15 protein-coding genes are annotated in these 16144 nt (G+C 32.8%); 6 read left to right on the top strand and 9 right to left on the bottom strand.

Going from position 1 to position 16144, the window contains the following annotated elements:
- The first annotated feature begins 25 nt into the window (after window positions 1–25).
- Genes aroB through CSUIS19072_RS00965 form a run of 6 tightly spaced genes read left to right on the top strand, consistent with a single transcriptional unit; the run spans window position 26 to window position 7805 of the window.
- The gene (gene aroB / locus CSUIS19072_RS00990) at window positions 26–1060 is read left to right on the top strand and encodes a 3-dehydroquinate synthase (RefSeq protein WP_086292640.1); all 1035 of its coding nucleotides are present in this window, start codon (window positions 26–28) and stop codon (window positions 1058–1060) included.
- A complete protein-coding gene (locus CSUIS19072_RS00985; protein WP_086292642.1) occupies window positions 1057–2610 on the top strand; it encodes a mechanosensitive ion channel domain-containing protein in 1554 nt (517 codons plus the stop codon). Before aroB ends, CSUIS19072_RS00985 begins: the two co-directional genes overlap by 4 nt.
- Window positions 2607–3851 (top strand): tRNA (N(6)-L-threonylcarbamoyladenosine(37)-C(2))-methylthiotransferase MtaB, encoded by a 1245-nt coding sequence (gene mtaB / locus CSUIS19072_RS00980; protein ID WP_086292644.1) that lies wholly within the window; start codon window positions 2607–2609, stop codon window positions 3849–3851. Before CSUIS19072_RS00985 ends, mtaB begins: the two co-directional genes overlap by 4 nt.
- A complete protein-coding gene (locus tag CSUIS19072_RS00975; protein WP_086242104.1) occupies window positions 3838–5502 on the top strand; it encodes an AAA family ATPase in 1665 nt (554 codons plus the stop codon). The genes mtaB and CSUIS19072_RS00975 overlap by 14 nt, the downstream gene beginning before the upstream one ends.
- Entirely contained in the window at window positions 5492–6019 is a 528-nt protein-coding gene (mog, locus tag CSUIS19072_RS00970; protein WP_086236705.1) for a molybdopterin adenylyltransferase, read from the top strand. Before CSUIS19072_RS00975 ends, mog begins: the two co-directional genes overlap by 11 nt.
- A gap of 37 nt (window positions 6020–6056) precedes the next feature.
- Window positions 6057–7805 (top strand): DUF262 domain-containing protein, encoded by a 1749-nt coding sequence (locus tag CSUIS19072_RS00965; RefSeq protein WP_086292646.1) that lies wholly within the window; start codon window positions 6057–6059, stop codon window positions 7803–7805.
- A 119-nt stretch (window positions 7806–7924) separates the two neighbouring features.
- On the opposite strand, the gene CSUIS19072_RS00960 is transcribed toward CSUIS19072_RS00965, so the two are convergent.
- From CSUIS19072_RS00960 to CSUIS19072_RS00920, 9 genes are read right to left on the bottom strand one after another with little or no spacing between them, the layout of a single operon-like run.
- On the bottom strand, window positions 7925–8941 hold the full coding sequence (locus CSUIS19072_RS00960) for a bifunctional 3,4-dihydroxy-2-butanone 4-phosphate synthase/GTP cyclohydrolase II (protein WP_086236703.1): 1017 nt from the start codon (window positions 8939–8941) through the stop codon (window positions 7925–7927).
- On the bottom strand, window positions 8942–9820 hold the full coding sequence (gene era, locus CSUIS19072_RS00955) for a GTPase Era (RefSeq protein WP_086236702.1): 879 nt from the start codon (window positions 9818–9820) through the stop codon (window positions 8942–8944).
- The gene (gene hslU / locus CSUIS19072_RS00950; protein WP_086292648.1) at window positions 9817–11133 is read right to left on the bottom strand and encodes an HslU--HslV peptidase ATPase subunit; all 1317 of its coding nucleotides are present in this window, start codon (window positions 11131–11133) and stop codon (window positions 9817–9819) included. The genes era and hslU overlap by 4 nt, the downstream gene beginning before the upstream one ends.
- Before the next feature lie 2 nt (window positions 11134–11135).
- Entirely contained in the window at window positions 11136–11672 is a 537-nt protein-coding gene (gene hslV, locus CSUIS19072_RS00945) for an ATP-dependent protease subunit HslV (protein WP_086292650.1), read from the bottom strand.
- Window positions 11672–12115 (bottom strand): 50S ribosomal protein L9, encoded by a 444-nt coding sequence (rplI, locus tag CSUIS19072_RS00940; RefSeq protein WP_086236699.1) that lies wholly within the window; start codon window positions 12113–12115, stop codon window positions 11672–11674. The genes hslV and rplI overlap by 1 nt, the downstream gene beginning before the upstream one ends.
- Before the next feature lie 44 nt (window positions 12116–12159).
- Window positions 12160–12900 carry a 4-(cytidine 5'-diphospho)-2-C-methyl-D-erythritol kinase gene (locus tag CSUIS19072_RS00935; RefSeq protein WP_086236698.1) on the bottom strand — a complete coding sequence of 247 codons (741 nt, stop codon included), beginning with the start codon at window positions 12898–12900 and terminating at the stop codon, window positions 12160–12162.
- Entirely contained in the window at window positions 12897–13124 is a 228-nt protein-coding gene (gene csrA, locus CSUIS19072_RS00930) for a carbon storage regulator CsrA (RefSeq protein WP_086236697.1), read from the bottom strand. The genes CSUIS19072_RS00935 and csrA overlap by 4 nt, the downstream gene beginning before the upstream one ends.
- On the bottom strand, window positions 13112–13939 hold the full coding sequence (gene truB / locus CSUIS19072_RS00925) for a tRNA pseudouridine(55) synthase TruB (protein WP_086236696.1): 828 nt from the start codon (window positions 13937–13939) through the stop codon (window positions 13112–13114). The genes csrA and truB overlap by 13 nt, the downstream gene beginning before the upstream one ends.
- On the bottom strand, window positions 13936–15984 hold the full coding sequence (locus CSUIS19072_RS00920; RefSeq protein ID WP_086236695.1) for an ATP-dependent helicase: 2049 nt from the start codon (window positions 15982–15984) through the stop codon (window positions 13936–13938). Before CSUIS19072_RS00920 ends, truB begins: the two co-directional genes overlap by 4 nt.
- Window positions 15985–16144 lie beyond the last annotated feature (160 nt).

Genomic DNA, 16144 nt, shown 5'->3' with positions numbered 1-16144 from the left:
GATAAAATCAAAAAAAGGATAAAATATGCAAATTGATATAAATTTAGATAAAAATAGTTATAAAGTCTATATAGATGAGCTTGATAAACTCAAATTTAAAGGCAAGGTAGCTATAATTACCAATTCTAAGGTTGGCGGACTATATTTAGCTGAAATTTTAGATCTAATCGAAGCTGATGAGAAGTATGTTATCACCATTGCAGATGGGGAAGAGTATAAAAATATGGCCACCATACAAAGCATTTTAGAGCAGCTCTTTGTCAGCCGTTTAGATCGCTCTAGCACTATAATAGCCCTTGGTGGTGGAGTGGTTAGCGATATGAGCGGATTTGTGGCTAGTATTTATGAGCGTGGGATTGACTTTATCACTATTCCTACTACGCTTTTAGCTCAAGTAGATGCAAGTGTAGGTGGTAAAACCGGCATAAATAATAAATTTGGTAAAAATTTAATCGGTAGTTTCTATCAACCCAAAGCAGTCTATTGCCAAAGTAAATTTTTAAAAAGCCTACCTAGTCGTGAATTCGTAGCTGGTATAGCTGAGGCGATTAAGATGGCGGTTATGTTTGATAAAAAGTTTTTTGAATTTTTTGAAAGTTGTGATATAACAAATCAAAGCGATTTAACTAAAATTATTAAGCGATGTGTAGAGCTAAAAGCGATGGTTGTCAGCCAAGATGAGCGTGAGAAGGGCTTAAGAGCGGTGTTGAATTATGGTCATACATTTGCTCATGTGATAGAAAATGAGCTAAATTATAAAGGTCTTTTACACGGCGAGGCAGTGGCTATAGGAATGAATATGGCAAATAAATTAGCTGTAAATTTAGGGCTTTTGAGCGTTAAGGAGCTTGATAGAATAGAGAATTTACTAATCAAATTTGACCTTCCAACAAAGTATAAAATCAAAGATGAATACGCATTTTATGACGTATTTAGCCTAGATAAAAAGAGTGAAAATAGCGTGATTAAATTTATTCTTCCAAATGGAATTGGAGCAAATACCATAAAAAGTGATATATCCAAAGAGCAAGTAATTGAAGTTTTAAGGCTATTTAAATGAGTAAAATCATAGCTTTTTTAATATTTTTTACCACCATTTTAATGGCTGGTGATCAAAATCAGCTAAATGAGAATATAAATAGATTAGATACAGCCTTAAAGAGCAATATTTGGCTGATAAAATATGCTAATTATAACACTTATCAAAATCTACTATTAGAGTTAGAACAGGCTCAAAATCAGCTAAAAAATAGTGATAAATCCACTCAAAACTATGAAGAAGCTAGTAGCAGAGTGGCTAGTTTAAAAGAGCAAATTGAGCTTTTAAAAGAGTATGAGCGATCTCCATTTCAAAATATGTTAGCCGTGCCTGATATTGAAGAGGAGTATAAGATCACAAATCCAATTGCTATAATTGGCGGTTTTTCATATATTAAGCGTCTTAAGGGGCAAAAGGCTGAGTATTATAGTCGCTTAGCACAACTTGAGGTGGCTGTAGATATTCTTAGTAAAAAGCAAAATTTACTCCAAGAGATTTATGACGCAAATAAAACTACAGCAAACTATACAAATTTAGTTGAGATCAATAGAACTTTAAGCGAATTTAATATAGCCAAAGAGATTGCTACAACTACATTTGGAGTATATCAAACTAGATTAGATGAGACTATTAATCGTGCTACTGATAGCCTAACATCACAGATTAAAGAGACTTTAACTATATTTTTTACCATTCTTATTGTTATTTTGATTGGATTTTTGCTTAAATATACAGCTAAAAAATATCTTACAGATAATCAAAAATTCTACACAATAAATAAATTTATAAATGTGATAAACTTTACTATCATAATATTTATTTTACTCTTTGCCTATATAGAAAATGTCAGCTATATAGTTACTATTTTGGGTTTTGCTTCGGCTGGTTTGGCTATTGCTATGAAAGATATGTTTATGAGTTTGCTTGGGTGGAGTGTGATTATCTTTGGTGGGACATTTCATGTGGGCGATAGAATTCGTGTAAGATACCAAAATAGCGATTATGTGGGAGATATTATAGATATTAGTTTGCTTAGGATGACGATATATGAAGATATCACCCTTACAACTTATAAGATAAATCGCAGAAGTGGTAGGATTATATTTATACCAAATAACTATATATTTACAGAACTCATTGCCAACTACACTCACAGCGGTATGAAAACCGTATGGGATGGGATCGATATAATGCTAAGTTATGATAGCAACCACAAAAAAGCGATACATATAATCAAAAATATAGCAAGAAAGTATTCAAAAGGCTACACAGATATAGCCAAACAACAGATGAATAAGCTTAGAGATCAATACAATATCAAAAATACAAATGTAGAGCCTAGAATATTTAGCTTTTTTGAGCCTTATGGGATTAATATTAGTGTATGGTATATGAATAATTCGTATGGCACGCTTGCGCTTAGAAGTACTATTAGTGCTGAAATTGTAGAAGCATTAAATGCTGAGAGCGATATTAAAATCGCATACCCAACTCAAACTCTATTTATGGGTAGGCACTTTGGTAAAATAGAAAATAGACAATTAGAATTTAATAAGGAAAATTTAGATTGAGAGTATATTTTAAAACATTTGGATGTCGCACAAATATCTATGATACCGAGCTTTTAAAAAGCTATATTAAAAATTATGAGATTATAAATGATGAGAGCTTAGCTGATATAATTGTGGTTAATTCATGTACAGTTACTAATGGCGCTGATAGCGGAGTAAGAAACTATATAAATAGTATGCGAAACAGTGGTAAAAAAGTTGTTTTGACAGGTTGTGGGGCAGTTAGCAAGGGCTTGGAATTATATAAAAATTCAGCTATTTTTGGCGTTTTGGGAGCGAGTAATAAAGATAAAATTGATGAGATGTTAAGTAAAAATGAGCCATTTTATGAGCTTGGTGATCTAAATTTCATCGATAAAAATATAGTAAGCAACTATGAAAATCACACTAAAGCCTTTATCAAAATTCAAGAGGGCTGTGATTTCTCTTGTAGTTATTGTATTATCCCAAGTGTGCGTGGTCTTAGCAGAAGCATCGATGAGAGTGTGATATTAAATGAGGCTAGAATTTTAGCAAATAATGGATATAGCGAAATTGTCTTAACTGGGACAAATATCGGTAGCTATGGCAAAGGTAGCTCTACTACTCTTGGTAAGTTATTAGCTAAACTTGGTAAAATTAGTGGAATTAAGCGAATTCGCCTTGGTAGCATTGAGCCTAGTCAAATCGATGAGAGCTTTAAGGAGATTTTGCTTGAGCCGTGGTTAGAGCGGCATTTGCATATCGCACTTCAGCATACTAGCCAAGATATGCTAACTATAATGAATCGGCGAAATATGGCGCTTAGAGATCTGGATCTATTTTGTGAGCTTAGCTCGATGGGATTTGCACTTGGGACGGATTTTATCGTTGCTCATCCTGGAGAAACGCCAAAAATTTGGGATGAAGCCTTAGAAAATTTCATTAAATTCCCACTTACTCATATCCACGCTTTTATATTTAGTCCAAGAAATGGGACGAAATCAGCCACAATGGCTATAGATGTAGATCCTAAAACCGCTAAAGAGAGATTAAAAACCCTTCAAAATATAGTTGCTGATAATAACTATAAATTTAGGCAAAATAACTCTAATAAGCCTTTAAATATTTTAGTTGAGAAACGCTGCGATGATGATATTTATGAAGGTTGGGATCAATATTATAATAAAATAAAGATAAAAAGCCCTAAAAATATATCAAAAGAGTGGATAAATATCTCAGATTATGAAATAATGCAGGAATTTAACTATGCTAAAATTTAATCAAATAAAACTATCTAAATTTAACAAAAAATCCATCATTGTAGCGGCTAGTTTGGTTTTGGTTTTGCTATTTGCAATTGCTATATTTCGCTCAATGCCTAGCAAAATTACCCTATTAGAGTATGATAATTATCTCCAAGCTGGTGCCATACAAAATGCTATAATTGATAATAACGAAGTGATAATAAAAACAGAAAATAGAAGCTTCATAATCCCAAAAGAGATGATAAATTTAAATGAATTGGGTCAAAAAGTAGCTGTAGAGATAAGTGGCGATGGCTCATTTATATGGATTTTTCTTATTCTAATTATATTTGGTGTAATGGCATTTATGGCATTTAAATTTCTACCACAGATAGCAAGGCTAGAGCCTAAAAGTAAAAACGCAGAGCTAGCTCAAAATATCACAAATCAGATTACGCCAGTAGTATCAAATGTCTCATTTGATGATGTCGCTGGTATAAAAGAGGTTAAAAGTGAATTAATCGAGATAGTGGATTTTTTAAAAAATCCAGCTAAATATGCAAATTTAGGTATTAAAATGCCAAAGGGTGTCTTGATGGTTGGCTCTCCTGGAGTGGGTAAAACCTTAATAGCAAAGGCTGTAGCAGGGGAGGCGAATGTGCCGTTTTTCTACCAAAGTGGTGCTAATTTTGTTCAAATTTATGCTGGAATGGGGGCAAAGCGGGTGCGTGAGCTATTTAGCATGGCTAAAACTTATGCCCCAAGCATAATATTTATCGATGAGATTGACGCTGTTGGCAAAGCAAGGGGTGGCAATAGAAGCGATGAGAGAGAGGCTACTCTTAATCAGTTGCTTACAGAGATGGATGGATTTTTAAGTAGTAGTGGCGTGGTGGTGATCGCTGCTACAAATAAGATTGAGATGATGGATGAAGCGCTACTAAGAAGCGGGAGATTTGATAGGAGAATTTATGTAGGTCTGCCTGATATTTCAGATAGAAGCGATATACTTAAAATGTATTTACAAGATAAAAAGCATAGCGTAGATATAGATATTGTAGCTAGAAATACAACTGGATTTAGCGGTGCGTCGATTGCGACTTTAGTCAATGAAGCGGCTATAAATGCTTTAAGAAATGGTAAGGATATTATAACTAATGATGATTTTAAAGCTGTGGAAAATAGGGTAATTGATGGCAAAAAGCCACTTCATAGCTTAAATCAAAATGAGAAGCAAATCCAAGCCATATATCAATCAGCAAAAGCCCTTATGGCTGAATATTATGGTATTAATTTTAATCAAATTTCACTTTTAAATGATAAATTTACTCTAGGAGATACATATTTAAGCTCAAAAAGCGATCTTTTAGGACTTATAAAGGTGCATTTAGCTGGTATTTCAGCACTGAATTTAATAAAAGGCGAGTTATATACTAACTCCAAAGATGATTTAAAAATCGCTAAAAATATTGCTAAAAAAATAGTAGATGAGTATGCGATGGGAGAGAAAATCATATCTAGCGATGATGAAATTAGCAAACTTTTAGAAGATATACGAGCTCAAGTAGATGATTTGGTTGCTAAAATGAGAGCCGAGATAGAGCTATTATCGGCATTTTTAATAGAGAATGAATCAGCTAGCAAATCAGATGTAATAATGATAATACAAAGGATAAATAATGGCTAAAATAGGGGTTTTAACTCTAAGTGATAGGGCAAGTGCTGGAGTGTATGCTGATGAGAGTGGCGTGGCTATTAAAAATTTATTAAAAGAGTGGATAGTAGGGGATTTGGAGTTTATTTATAAGGTAATTCCTGATGAGTATGAGCTGATAAAATCTAGCTTAATAGAGCTATGCTCACAAGGGTGCGATATTGTATTTACCACTGGTGGGACTGGACCAGCCCCTAGAGATGTAACCCCTGAAGCGACCAAAGCAGTGTGCGATAAGATACTTCCTGGCTTTGGCGAGTTAATGCGTAGTGTGAGCTTAAAATATGTCCCAACAGCGATTTTATCAAGGCAAATTGCTGGTATCAAAGATAAAACTTTAATAGTAAATCTGCCTGGCCAACCAAAAGCGATAAGAGAGTGTTTAGAGCCGGTTTTTCCAGCTATTCCATACTGCCTAGACCTAATAGGTGCTGCGTATATAGAGTGCGATGAGAGTAAAATAAAGGTATTTAGACCAAAGAAAAGGTAGATTAAACTTTAAAATTTAAGTTATTTAGGAGGATCAGATGGCTGAAATGAGAGCGGAAAGAAAGAGTATTTTTGAGTATCTATCAAAAAATAAATTTTTAATCCCTATGTATCAAAGGAATTATGTTTGGAGCGAAGATGAGTGCGAACAGTTATGGGAAGATGTTTATAATTTCTTTGAAAATAAAGAAGAAGATGAGGAGTATTTTTTAGGCTCTGTGGTAATTTATAAGGAAGATGGCAAACAAAACATTATTGACGGACAGCAAAGAACGACAACTTTATGTTTATTTATTCGTGCATTATATGAAAAAGCAAGAGGGCAAAATGGTATCGATAAGCTAAAGGATAATTTAGCTTCTTGTCTTTGGGATATAAATCCCTTGACTGGAAATATTGATTTTGATAAAGTGCATTTTAAAAGTGAAGTGGCTACAGATTTAGACAATCAAAGCTTAGAAAATATTTTTAAAGATAACTTAATTATTGATAAAGAGAGTAAAAAATTATCTTTATATGAGAAAAATTTTATATTATTTCAAAATAAAATTGATGAATTAGCAAAAGACAAACCTACAGAGTGGTTTAATTTTTGTTTATGTTTATTGCAAAATTGTGTAATTTTGCCAATTGAATGTGATGGTCGAGATAAAGCTTTAAGAATTTTTAATACATTAAACAATAGAGGTGTCTCCTTAAGTCCAGCTGATATTTTTAAAGGCTTGATTTTTACTAATAAAAATGATAAGGATAGAATGGAATTTGCAAAAGAGTGGAAAGCTTTAGAAAATCAAATTCAAAACTCAAACTATCTTAAAAAAGAAGATGTTAGTTTCTTATTTACTCAATATGAGCACATTATTAGAGCGGAGCATGGTGAAGTTGATACAGTTATTCCTGGTGTGCTTGAGTTTTGGACTAAAAAAGATAAAGAGAACTCTAAAAATAAAAGAGTAAATTTTGCCGCGAATGAAGATTTATTAAATAAAGAAGAAACTTTTGAATTTATTAAACAATTGGGTGAGTTTTGGTGTAATCCTTATAATTATTTAAATCCAGAAGCTAAAAAATATTTTGCGATTTTAAATACCTATCAAAATAGATTATGGCAGATGGTTGTAAGTGTATGTTTTTATAAGGATAAAAATGATGAAAATAAGGGTATTTTCGATAAAATCTTACCACAACTTGTAGCGTATAATGCATTAGGGCTTATATATGGAAAGGGTGGAAGTTCTGGATTATTCTGGGGTCTTATGAAAGCAAATGTAAATATTATTAAAGAAAATAAGATAAAAAATATTTTTGAGTCGAGTATAAATTTACCAGATTTAAAAATGCCATCATTAGAAAATTTTATAGACTTTTCAAAAAAAGCTAGACCACAGCAAATTCGCTATATTTTATCTCTTTATGCTATTTTGTATAACGAAAATCAAGTAATGGAATGGAATAAAGATAATAAAAATTATAGTTTAGTAAAGGCAGAGATTGAGCATATTTTTCCTAGAAATTGGCAAAATACAAATTATAATGGTTGGGATGAAAAGGAGGCTCAAGAGTATTTAGAACAGGTTGGTAATAAAATGTTTTTGGAGAAAAAGTTAAATATTCAGGCTGGAAATGGGTATTTTAATAAAAAGAAAGAGATATATCAATCTTCTTATTTTATAGAAGCACAAGATTTAGCCGCAAGTCCGCAAGAGGATTGGTTAAAAGGCGATATCGAAAATAGAAATAAGCAAATTTATGATGCATTTAGTAAATTTTTTACCAGTGTGTTTTAAGAATTTTTATTATAATAAGATTTTATCTAGTTTTTAAATTTGCTAAAATCTAGTTTAAATTTATTAGAATATTTATAGTTTTATAAATATTCTAATATTATAACTTTCAAGTGATTTTATTATGATTTTTGTCCCAAAATATTAAGCCCAAAACCTTTGATAGCTACAAACTCCTTAGATTCGCTAGAGCTTAAAATTTTAATATCGCTTGCCCCAAAATATTTTAAGATTTGAGCACCTATACCATAGTTTTTAATCAAGCTACCATCATCTTCATTACCAGCTAAAAATATTAGTATCCCACCATCTTTATCAAGCAAATCTATATGGGAGATAAATTCGCTAAATTTATGCGAATTTAAAAGCTCAATATCATCTTTAATCTTATGAAATTTGACATTTGTTGTATCTTTTATATCGCCAAAAATAAAAGCGTAGTGGGTATTGCCTAAATGATCCATAATGCTATATTTATTTGCATTTTTACCAGCAATTTGAGATTTGCCAAGCTCACTAACACTAATTAATTTCTCATGGTGGAGCCTATACTCGATAATCTCAGCAATGCTAACCATATTTAATCCAAATTTATCGCAAAATTTCTCTAAATCATCACGCCTAGCCATCGTCCCATCGTCATTTACTATTTCGCAAATTACCGACACAGGTGCTAACCCAGCCAACCTACATAGATCTATACTTCCTTCAGTATGTCCAGTTCTTTCTAATACCCCGCCACTTTTAGCAATAAGAGGAAATATATGGCCAGGTCTTACAAAGTCTCCAGCCCTTGTAGCACCATCTACTAGCATTTTGATTGTCATATCTCTCTCATACGCACTAACTCCAGTTGAGGCTTTTTTGGCGTCAATACTAATGGTAAAAGCTGTATCATGAGAGCTAGTATTTGCCCCAACCATCGGATATAACTCAAATTTATCAGCTAACTCCTTGCTAAGTGGAGTGCATACAACGCCCTTAGCATGAGTAATCATAAAATTTACCTTTTGAACATCGCTAAATGCGGCCGAAAATACAATATCACCTTCATTTTCTCTATCTTCATCATCTACCATAACTATCATTTTACCATTTTTTATGTCTTCTATGGCCTTAAGAACCCTTTGAAATCCCATTTAATTTCCTTTTATATCTAAATATTTTTTAATACTATTTTCATTTGTATGCCAATTTTTATCCACTTCTACGCTTAATTTCATACAAACTTTTTGATTATTAAATTTACTTATAATTTTACGAGATACAATTCCAATCCGCTTAATTGTAGCCCCATTTTTGCCTATTAAAATAGCCTTATGATGGTTATTATCAGTAATAATCTTAGCTTGAATTTCTAAAATATCGCCATTTTGCTTAACCTTTGATACCATAGCATCAGAGCTATATGGAATTTCTTGGCTTACGCACTCAAATATCGCTTCTAAGATAAAATCTTTATATATATCTTTTTCATTTGTTGTAGTTATATATTCAGGATCATAGTAGTGTGGATGAGTAGGTAAAAGCGGCATAAGTGCGTCTAAAAATATCTTACGATAAGCTTGTTTTTTGATTGTTATTGGGATAATAGCTTGAAAATTATTAGAGTATTTTTGATACTCATTTAGCTTTTCAAATAGCTTATCTTGGGTAATTTCATCTATTTTTGTAAGTGCGATTATGTGGGGTAGGGGGCTATTTAAATTTAAGAATTTTTCATAATTTTCTACACCATCAAACACACTTGCTACAAAGACAGCCGTGTCCGCATCGCCTAAGGAGCTTATAGCACTTTGGATCATAAATTTATTTAACGCCTTGCTACTATCGTGTAATCCTGGTGTATCTATAAATATCGCTTGGTCATCTCCATGCATTACAATGCCTAAAATCTTACGCCTAGTAGCATTTTGCTTATGTGATACCATCGATATTTTTTGATTTAGCAAGTAGTTTAAAAGACTGCTTTTACCAGCGTTTGTCCTACCTATTAAGGTTACAAACCCACTTCTCATAATATATACTTTGCTCTATCTTCATCTTGGCAAATTTCGCCCAATTTCTCATCTACAAGCTCTTTAGTTACTATAAATTTTTGCCCCTTATAAATATCAGCATCAAAGCTAATATCCTCAAGTAGCTTCTCAATCACAGTATGTAATCTCCTAGCACCGATATCTTCGACTTTTTGATTGGTATTTTGCGTTAATTTAGCAATTTGTCTAAGAGCCTCATCATCAAATTCAAGCTCTACATCTTCTACGCTTAGTAGGGCTTTATATTGATTTAAAAGTGAATTTTTAGGTTTGGTTAAGATCTCGTATAGAGCGTTTTCATCTAAGCTATCAAGGCTTACACGAAGTGGAAATCTCCCTTGTAATTCAGGGATTAAATCGCTTGGTTTAGACATATGAAATGCACCAGCAGCGATAAATAGGATATGATCGGTCTTGATAGTCCCAAATTTAGTAGATACATCGCTACCTTCTACAATAGGCAAAAGATCTCTTTGAACTCCTTCTTTGCTAGGGTCTTGGCGAGTTGAGCTACTTACGGCTACTTTATCAATCTCATCAATAAATATAATCCCCTCATTTTGCGCTCTTTTTAAAGCTTCAGATTTGATACTTTCCATATCCAAAATCTTCTCACTAGCCTCATTTTTTAAACTCTCTTTGGCGTCTTTGACCTTCATATCTTTTTTAACTTTTTTGTTTGTAATACCAATAACTTTGATAAAGCTCTCTTGCATAGCAGCCATATCAGGTGGCAAATTCGCTCCAGCTTCAAAGCTCGATTGATCCACTTCAATCTCAATAACCAAATCATCAAGCTTACCATCTCTTAGCTTTTGCTTCATCTTCTCATAGCTGATTTCATACTGCTCTTTTTTCTCATCAGTTGCTCCATTTGGTAGTGGCGGAAGGAGCTTTTCTAAAATTCGCTTTTCTATATACTCTTCTATTTTATCGCTATTTCTATCTCTGTGCTCTTGTTTTACTAAATTTAGCGCCGCCATAGCTAGGTCTCGTATCATAGACTCCACATCTCTACCTACAAAGCCAACTTCAGTATATTTACTAGCTTCTACTTTGATAAATGGCAGCCCAAATAGCTTTGAGAGGCGTCTTGCGATCTCGGTTTTACCAACGCCAGTAGAGCCTATCATCAAAATATTTTTAGGCACTATATCATCTTGTATATTACTTGGTAGTTGCATACGCCTATAGCGATTACGAAGTGCAATAGCGATAATTTTTTTAGCATCGTTTTGACCAATTACATAATCATCTAGAAATTTTACTATATCTTTTGGTGTTAAATTCATCTTTAATCCGTTAATGTATAAGTTTTTATATTTGTATTAGTATAAATACAGATCTCTCCAGCTATATTTAAACTCTGTTTTACTAGCTCTTCGCTACTAAGCGAGCCAAATTTATCCAAAGCCCTAGCGGCTGCTAAAGCGTAGTTACCGCCACTTCCAATGGCTGCTATCTTGCCATCTTCTGGCTCAACTACATCGCCAGTGCCACTAAGCAAAAATATATGCTCTCTATTTAGCACTAGCATCATAGCCTCTAATTTTCTTAAGACCTTATCTTTTCTCCACTCTTTGCTAAATTCCACAACGGCTTTTAGCAAATCCCCCTTAACCCCATCTAAAATTCGCTCAAACATATCAAAAAGATTAAAAGCATCAGCAGTAGAACCAGCAAATCCAGCTAAAATTTTGCCATCATATAGCTTTCTTATCTTTACAGCATTGCCCTTTAAAATAGTAGAACCAAAGCTAACTTGACCATCTCCGCCGATGACTGCAGCATCCTTGCCTCTATAAGCTAAAATTGTAGTAGCATGAAACATCACTCACCTACTACTTCAATCTTAAATTTAGCGTGAATTTGGTGGGTTAATTTAATTGAAATTTCATGCTCTCCAGGGGTTTTGATATTATCGCATTCTAGGGATTTTTTATCGATTTCATAGCCTTTTTGCTCTTTTAGGGCTTTAGCTATTTCATCTTTTGTGATACTGCCAAATAAAGAGCCATTAGCTCCTAATTTTGTTTTTATAGTGATTTTAACCCCAGCCAACTCATCTTTTAACTTCTCATTTTGATTTATCTCATACTCTTTTATTTGAGCTTCATTTCTCTTAGCGGCTTCCCACTGCCTTAAAACCGCATCCGTAGCAGCCTTAGCGTAACCTTTGCCTATTAAAAAATTATTGCCATAGCCATCCTTTACCTCTTTTACCTCTCCTGCTTTTCCTAAGCCTTTTACATCTTTTATTAGTAGTACCTTCATATTTTTCCTTCTTGATTTGGTTTTATATATTTTACTTTTTTATATTAAATTTTTAGTTTAAACTTACTACTTCCGCTTCCGCTTAAAAACTCATCGCTAGCCACGCTTAAATTGCTATATATCTCTTGACATGGTTTTAGTAGGTCGTTTAATCTGATATTTTCATAGCTATTTAAAATTTCTTTGCTTTTCATCTGGCAAAGTTTATTAGCTAAATCTATATCAAATCCCTTAAATTCAGCTCTATACCTTGCAAAAACCTTTGGAGTAGAGCAAAAAATAGGGCTTGTTACAATATCCAAATTTGGGATATCATCATCAAAAGCCTCCACAATCTCGCCAATCCCGCTTACATTTGCTGCGTCAAATCTACTTACAAAAAACGCCACATCAGCACCGATATTATGGGCTATTTGTATTAATTTCTCTTTAGAAATGTTTAAATTTAACCTATCATTTACTAAGTGTAAAAAAGCCGCCGCATTGCTACTTCCACCACCCAAGCCACCGCCAGATGGGATATTTTTAATTAATTTTACTTGATTATCTTTAAAATACTCATCAAGCTCACTAGCAAAACCCAAATTTGCTATTTTATTATAAGCTTTAAAAATTATATTATCACTAAAAGGATTATCGATAATAAGCCCATCACTAACCCTACTAACCAAATCTATCTCATCATAAAGCCCTTTATAAAGGATAAATCTAGATTTAATCTCGTGATAATTATTACGAAATCCAACAATCTTTAAAAATACATTTATCTTAGCAAAACTTCTCATTTAAAGATCTTTTTAGCTAAAAGATCAAGTAAATTTTGTTTAGGTGTGCTAGCTACTGCGTTATTATCAGCGACCTCTTTTACTAGCTCTTTTCGTAAAATTAAAATATCTTTTGGGGCATCAATTGCTATCTTTACCGTGCTATTAGAGGTGCTAAGAATTTTGATTTCTATATCATCTCCAATCTGTATTGACTCTGTGGCTTTTCTTGTTAATATAAGCATTTTTCCATCCTGTTTATTGCGTATTTTACCTCTTGATTTTCTATCTTAATTATGCTAAAAGCGTTATCATACTCTATAACATACTCCCCATCACTGCTAATATCAAAATCACACGCTCTAAGCTTTTTACCCAAAATTATATCCATAATATCGCCTTTATAGCTATTTTTGGTTAAATTTAGATATTTTAAAGGATTAAGCGGTGCTTCATTTTGAAATTTAAACTCACCTTCACTGATTCTCTCAAGTGCGCTTAAAGTGCCTATTTGAGATAAATTTTGTGATAAAATTTGAGCATAAGAGCGTATATATGAACCAGCTGAAACCTTAATCTCAAAGGTTAAAAATGGGTGAGAGTAGTGGATAAATTTCACATCAAATACCTCCATTTGGCACTCTTTTAGCTCAAATTCACTCCCCATTCTTGCTAATTCATAGGCTCTTTTGCCATTAATTTTTTTAGCGCTAAATTTCGGCGGAGTGTAGGTGATTTTGCCTTGTAATTTGCCTAATTCATCTTTGATTTTTCTCTCATCAAGAGATGGGATATCTTGAATTTGAGTGATATTTTGACTATCATAGCTAGGTGAGCTAGCCCCAAGCCAAAGTGTCGCTCGATATAGTTTAGGCTCGATATTTAGATAGTTAAATAGCTTTGTATATGACCCAAACGCTACAATCAAGCACCCACTAGCAAATGGGTCTAAAATCCCAGAAAATCCAGCTTTTTTAACCCCATATTTACGCTTAAGTCTGCTTAAAAAGTGATTTGATACCACTCCTTTTGGTTTATATGCGACAAATAGCCTATTCATATAACCTTCTTAACAAAAGATGACATAATATCCTTGATATTTCCACCAAAATTTATTTTTAGTTTAAATTCATTTTTGATTTTACTTACTTCTATAACACGCCCGATACCAAAAATCTTATGCTGGATTAGATCCCCTTTTTTAAACTCATTTTGGCTCTCTATCTTTAAAGAGCCTTCGCAAAGCCCAGCTTCGCTTAAGAATCTTGATCTATTTAGTCTTGTCCTTTGACCTTTGTAAAATCTCGAATTTGAGTATGATAGATTTAATCCCTTTTTGGCTCTAGTGATGGCTACATATGCTAGGCGTCTTTCTTCTTCTATATCGCTACCATCGCCAAGAAGTGGGAAAAATCCCTCTTCAAGTCCGATTACAAAAAGATGCTCAAACTCAAGCCCCTTACTAGCATGAACGCTCATAATAGATATAGCATCATCGCTAATTCTATCTTGTTCGCTCTCAAGTGCTAGCTCATTTAAAAACTCCTCTAAATCAAAATTTGGAGTATTTAATATATGATCTTTTAATAAAGCGTAGAATTCATCGATATTTATCACTCTCTCGGCCCCATCTGGCAAACTCTCATAATATGCCTTAATCCCAAATGTAGAGTCAAATTTGCTTATCAAATCATATGGGGCTAGGGTAGAGAGATCTTTAATATTATTAGCTAGCTCAATAAGCGTTTGACTTAATTTCTTGCTTAATACATTCTCACTAGCCATATATATCGCATTATATAAAGATGTTTTATTATCAAAGGCAAATTTTTCTAATTTTGCTAAGCTAACCTTGCCTAAACCACGCTTTGGTCTATTGATAATGCGAGTAAGAGAAAAATCATCATTTGGGTTTAAAATCAATCTTAAATAGCTTATAATATCTTTAATCTCAGCTCTTTCATAAAATTTTACTCCGCCTACCATCTTATATGGAATTCTTGCTTTATTTAGCCCATCTTCTAAGCTTCTTGATAGAGCATTTACTCTATATAAAATAGCAATTTGACTAGCTGATACACCGCTTGATAATAGATTATTAATCTTTGTAGCGATATTTTTAGCCTCAGCATTCTCATCGATATGATCTAGTATCTCTATAGGATTTTCATCTGGTAATTGACTAATCAAGCTTTTACCTAGTCTAGATCTATTATGATCTATAAGCTCATTAGCTGCTTTTAATATAGAAGGGGTAGAGCGGTAGTTTCTCTCTAATTTTATAAGCTTAACATCATTAAACTGATCTTTGAAATTTAAGATATTTTCTATTCTTGCGCCTCTCCAGCCATATATACTCTGGTCATCATCGCCTACAACGACCAAATTTTGGTGATTATGGCATACTTTGCGAAGTAGTTTATACTGAAGGTCATTAGTATCTTGATACTCATCTACCATTATATATTTATATCTATCTGAAATTTCGCTACTTAAAGCAGGATTATTATCCAAAATATTATATGTCAAGCACAAAAGATCATCAAAATCAACTAAATTATTACCCTTTAAATACTCTTCATATAATTTATAGGCTTTAGCAATTTTTTCATAATTTGTCTTTGAGTATTGAGTATCTAGCTTTGAGCTATCCATTACAGATTCTACGCTTAAAAGCATATTTTTATATTTTGAGATCTCATTTGATATTATAGCAGCTGGGACTTGGCTCTCTATATCTTTTATAATCTTTTTCTTATCATCAGTATCAATTATGATAAAATTATTACTTCTACCTAGCTCATTTATATGAAATTTCAAAAATAGCAAACCAAATTTATGAAATGTGCAAAGCAAAGGATTAGCATTATATCCCCCAAGCATAGCCATAGCTCGTTGCTTCATTGTAGTAGCAGCTTTATTGGTAAAAGTCAGCGTAAGCGTATTTAAAGGATCAATCCCAACTTCGCTTATTAAGTATGCTAGTCGTGAAGTGATAGTCTTTGTCTTGCCGCTACCAGCCCCAGCTAGAATAAGCATTGGTCCATCTATATGCGTGGCGGCGATTTTTTGATTTTCGTTAAGCGAATTTAATACATTATCCATAAACTACTCTTTTTTATTATTAAAGCTAAGATTATACCAAATTTAAACTTAATAATAATATGTGTTACAAAAAGTTACATATTTTATTAATAATTATCAATATAATTAAAATTTACATTATATTAAATTTTAATTTAAGCTATAAACTATAAAATCAAAA

It is taken from the genome of Campylobacter sp. RM19072 (genome assembly GCF_024723485.1).
Taxonomy (GTDB): domain Bacteria; phylum Campylobacterota; class Campylobacteria; order Campylobacterales; family Campylobacteraceae; genus Campylobacter; species Campylobacter porcelli.
The sequence above is the reverse complement of the archived record's forward strand: the minus strand, read 5'-3'. Positions and strand labels throughout refer to the sequence as shown.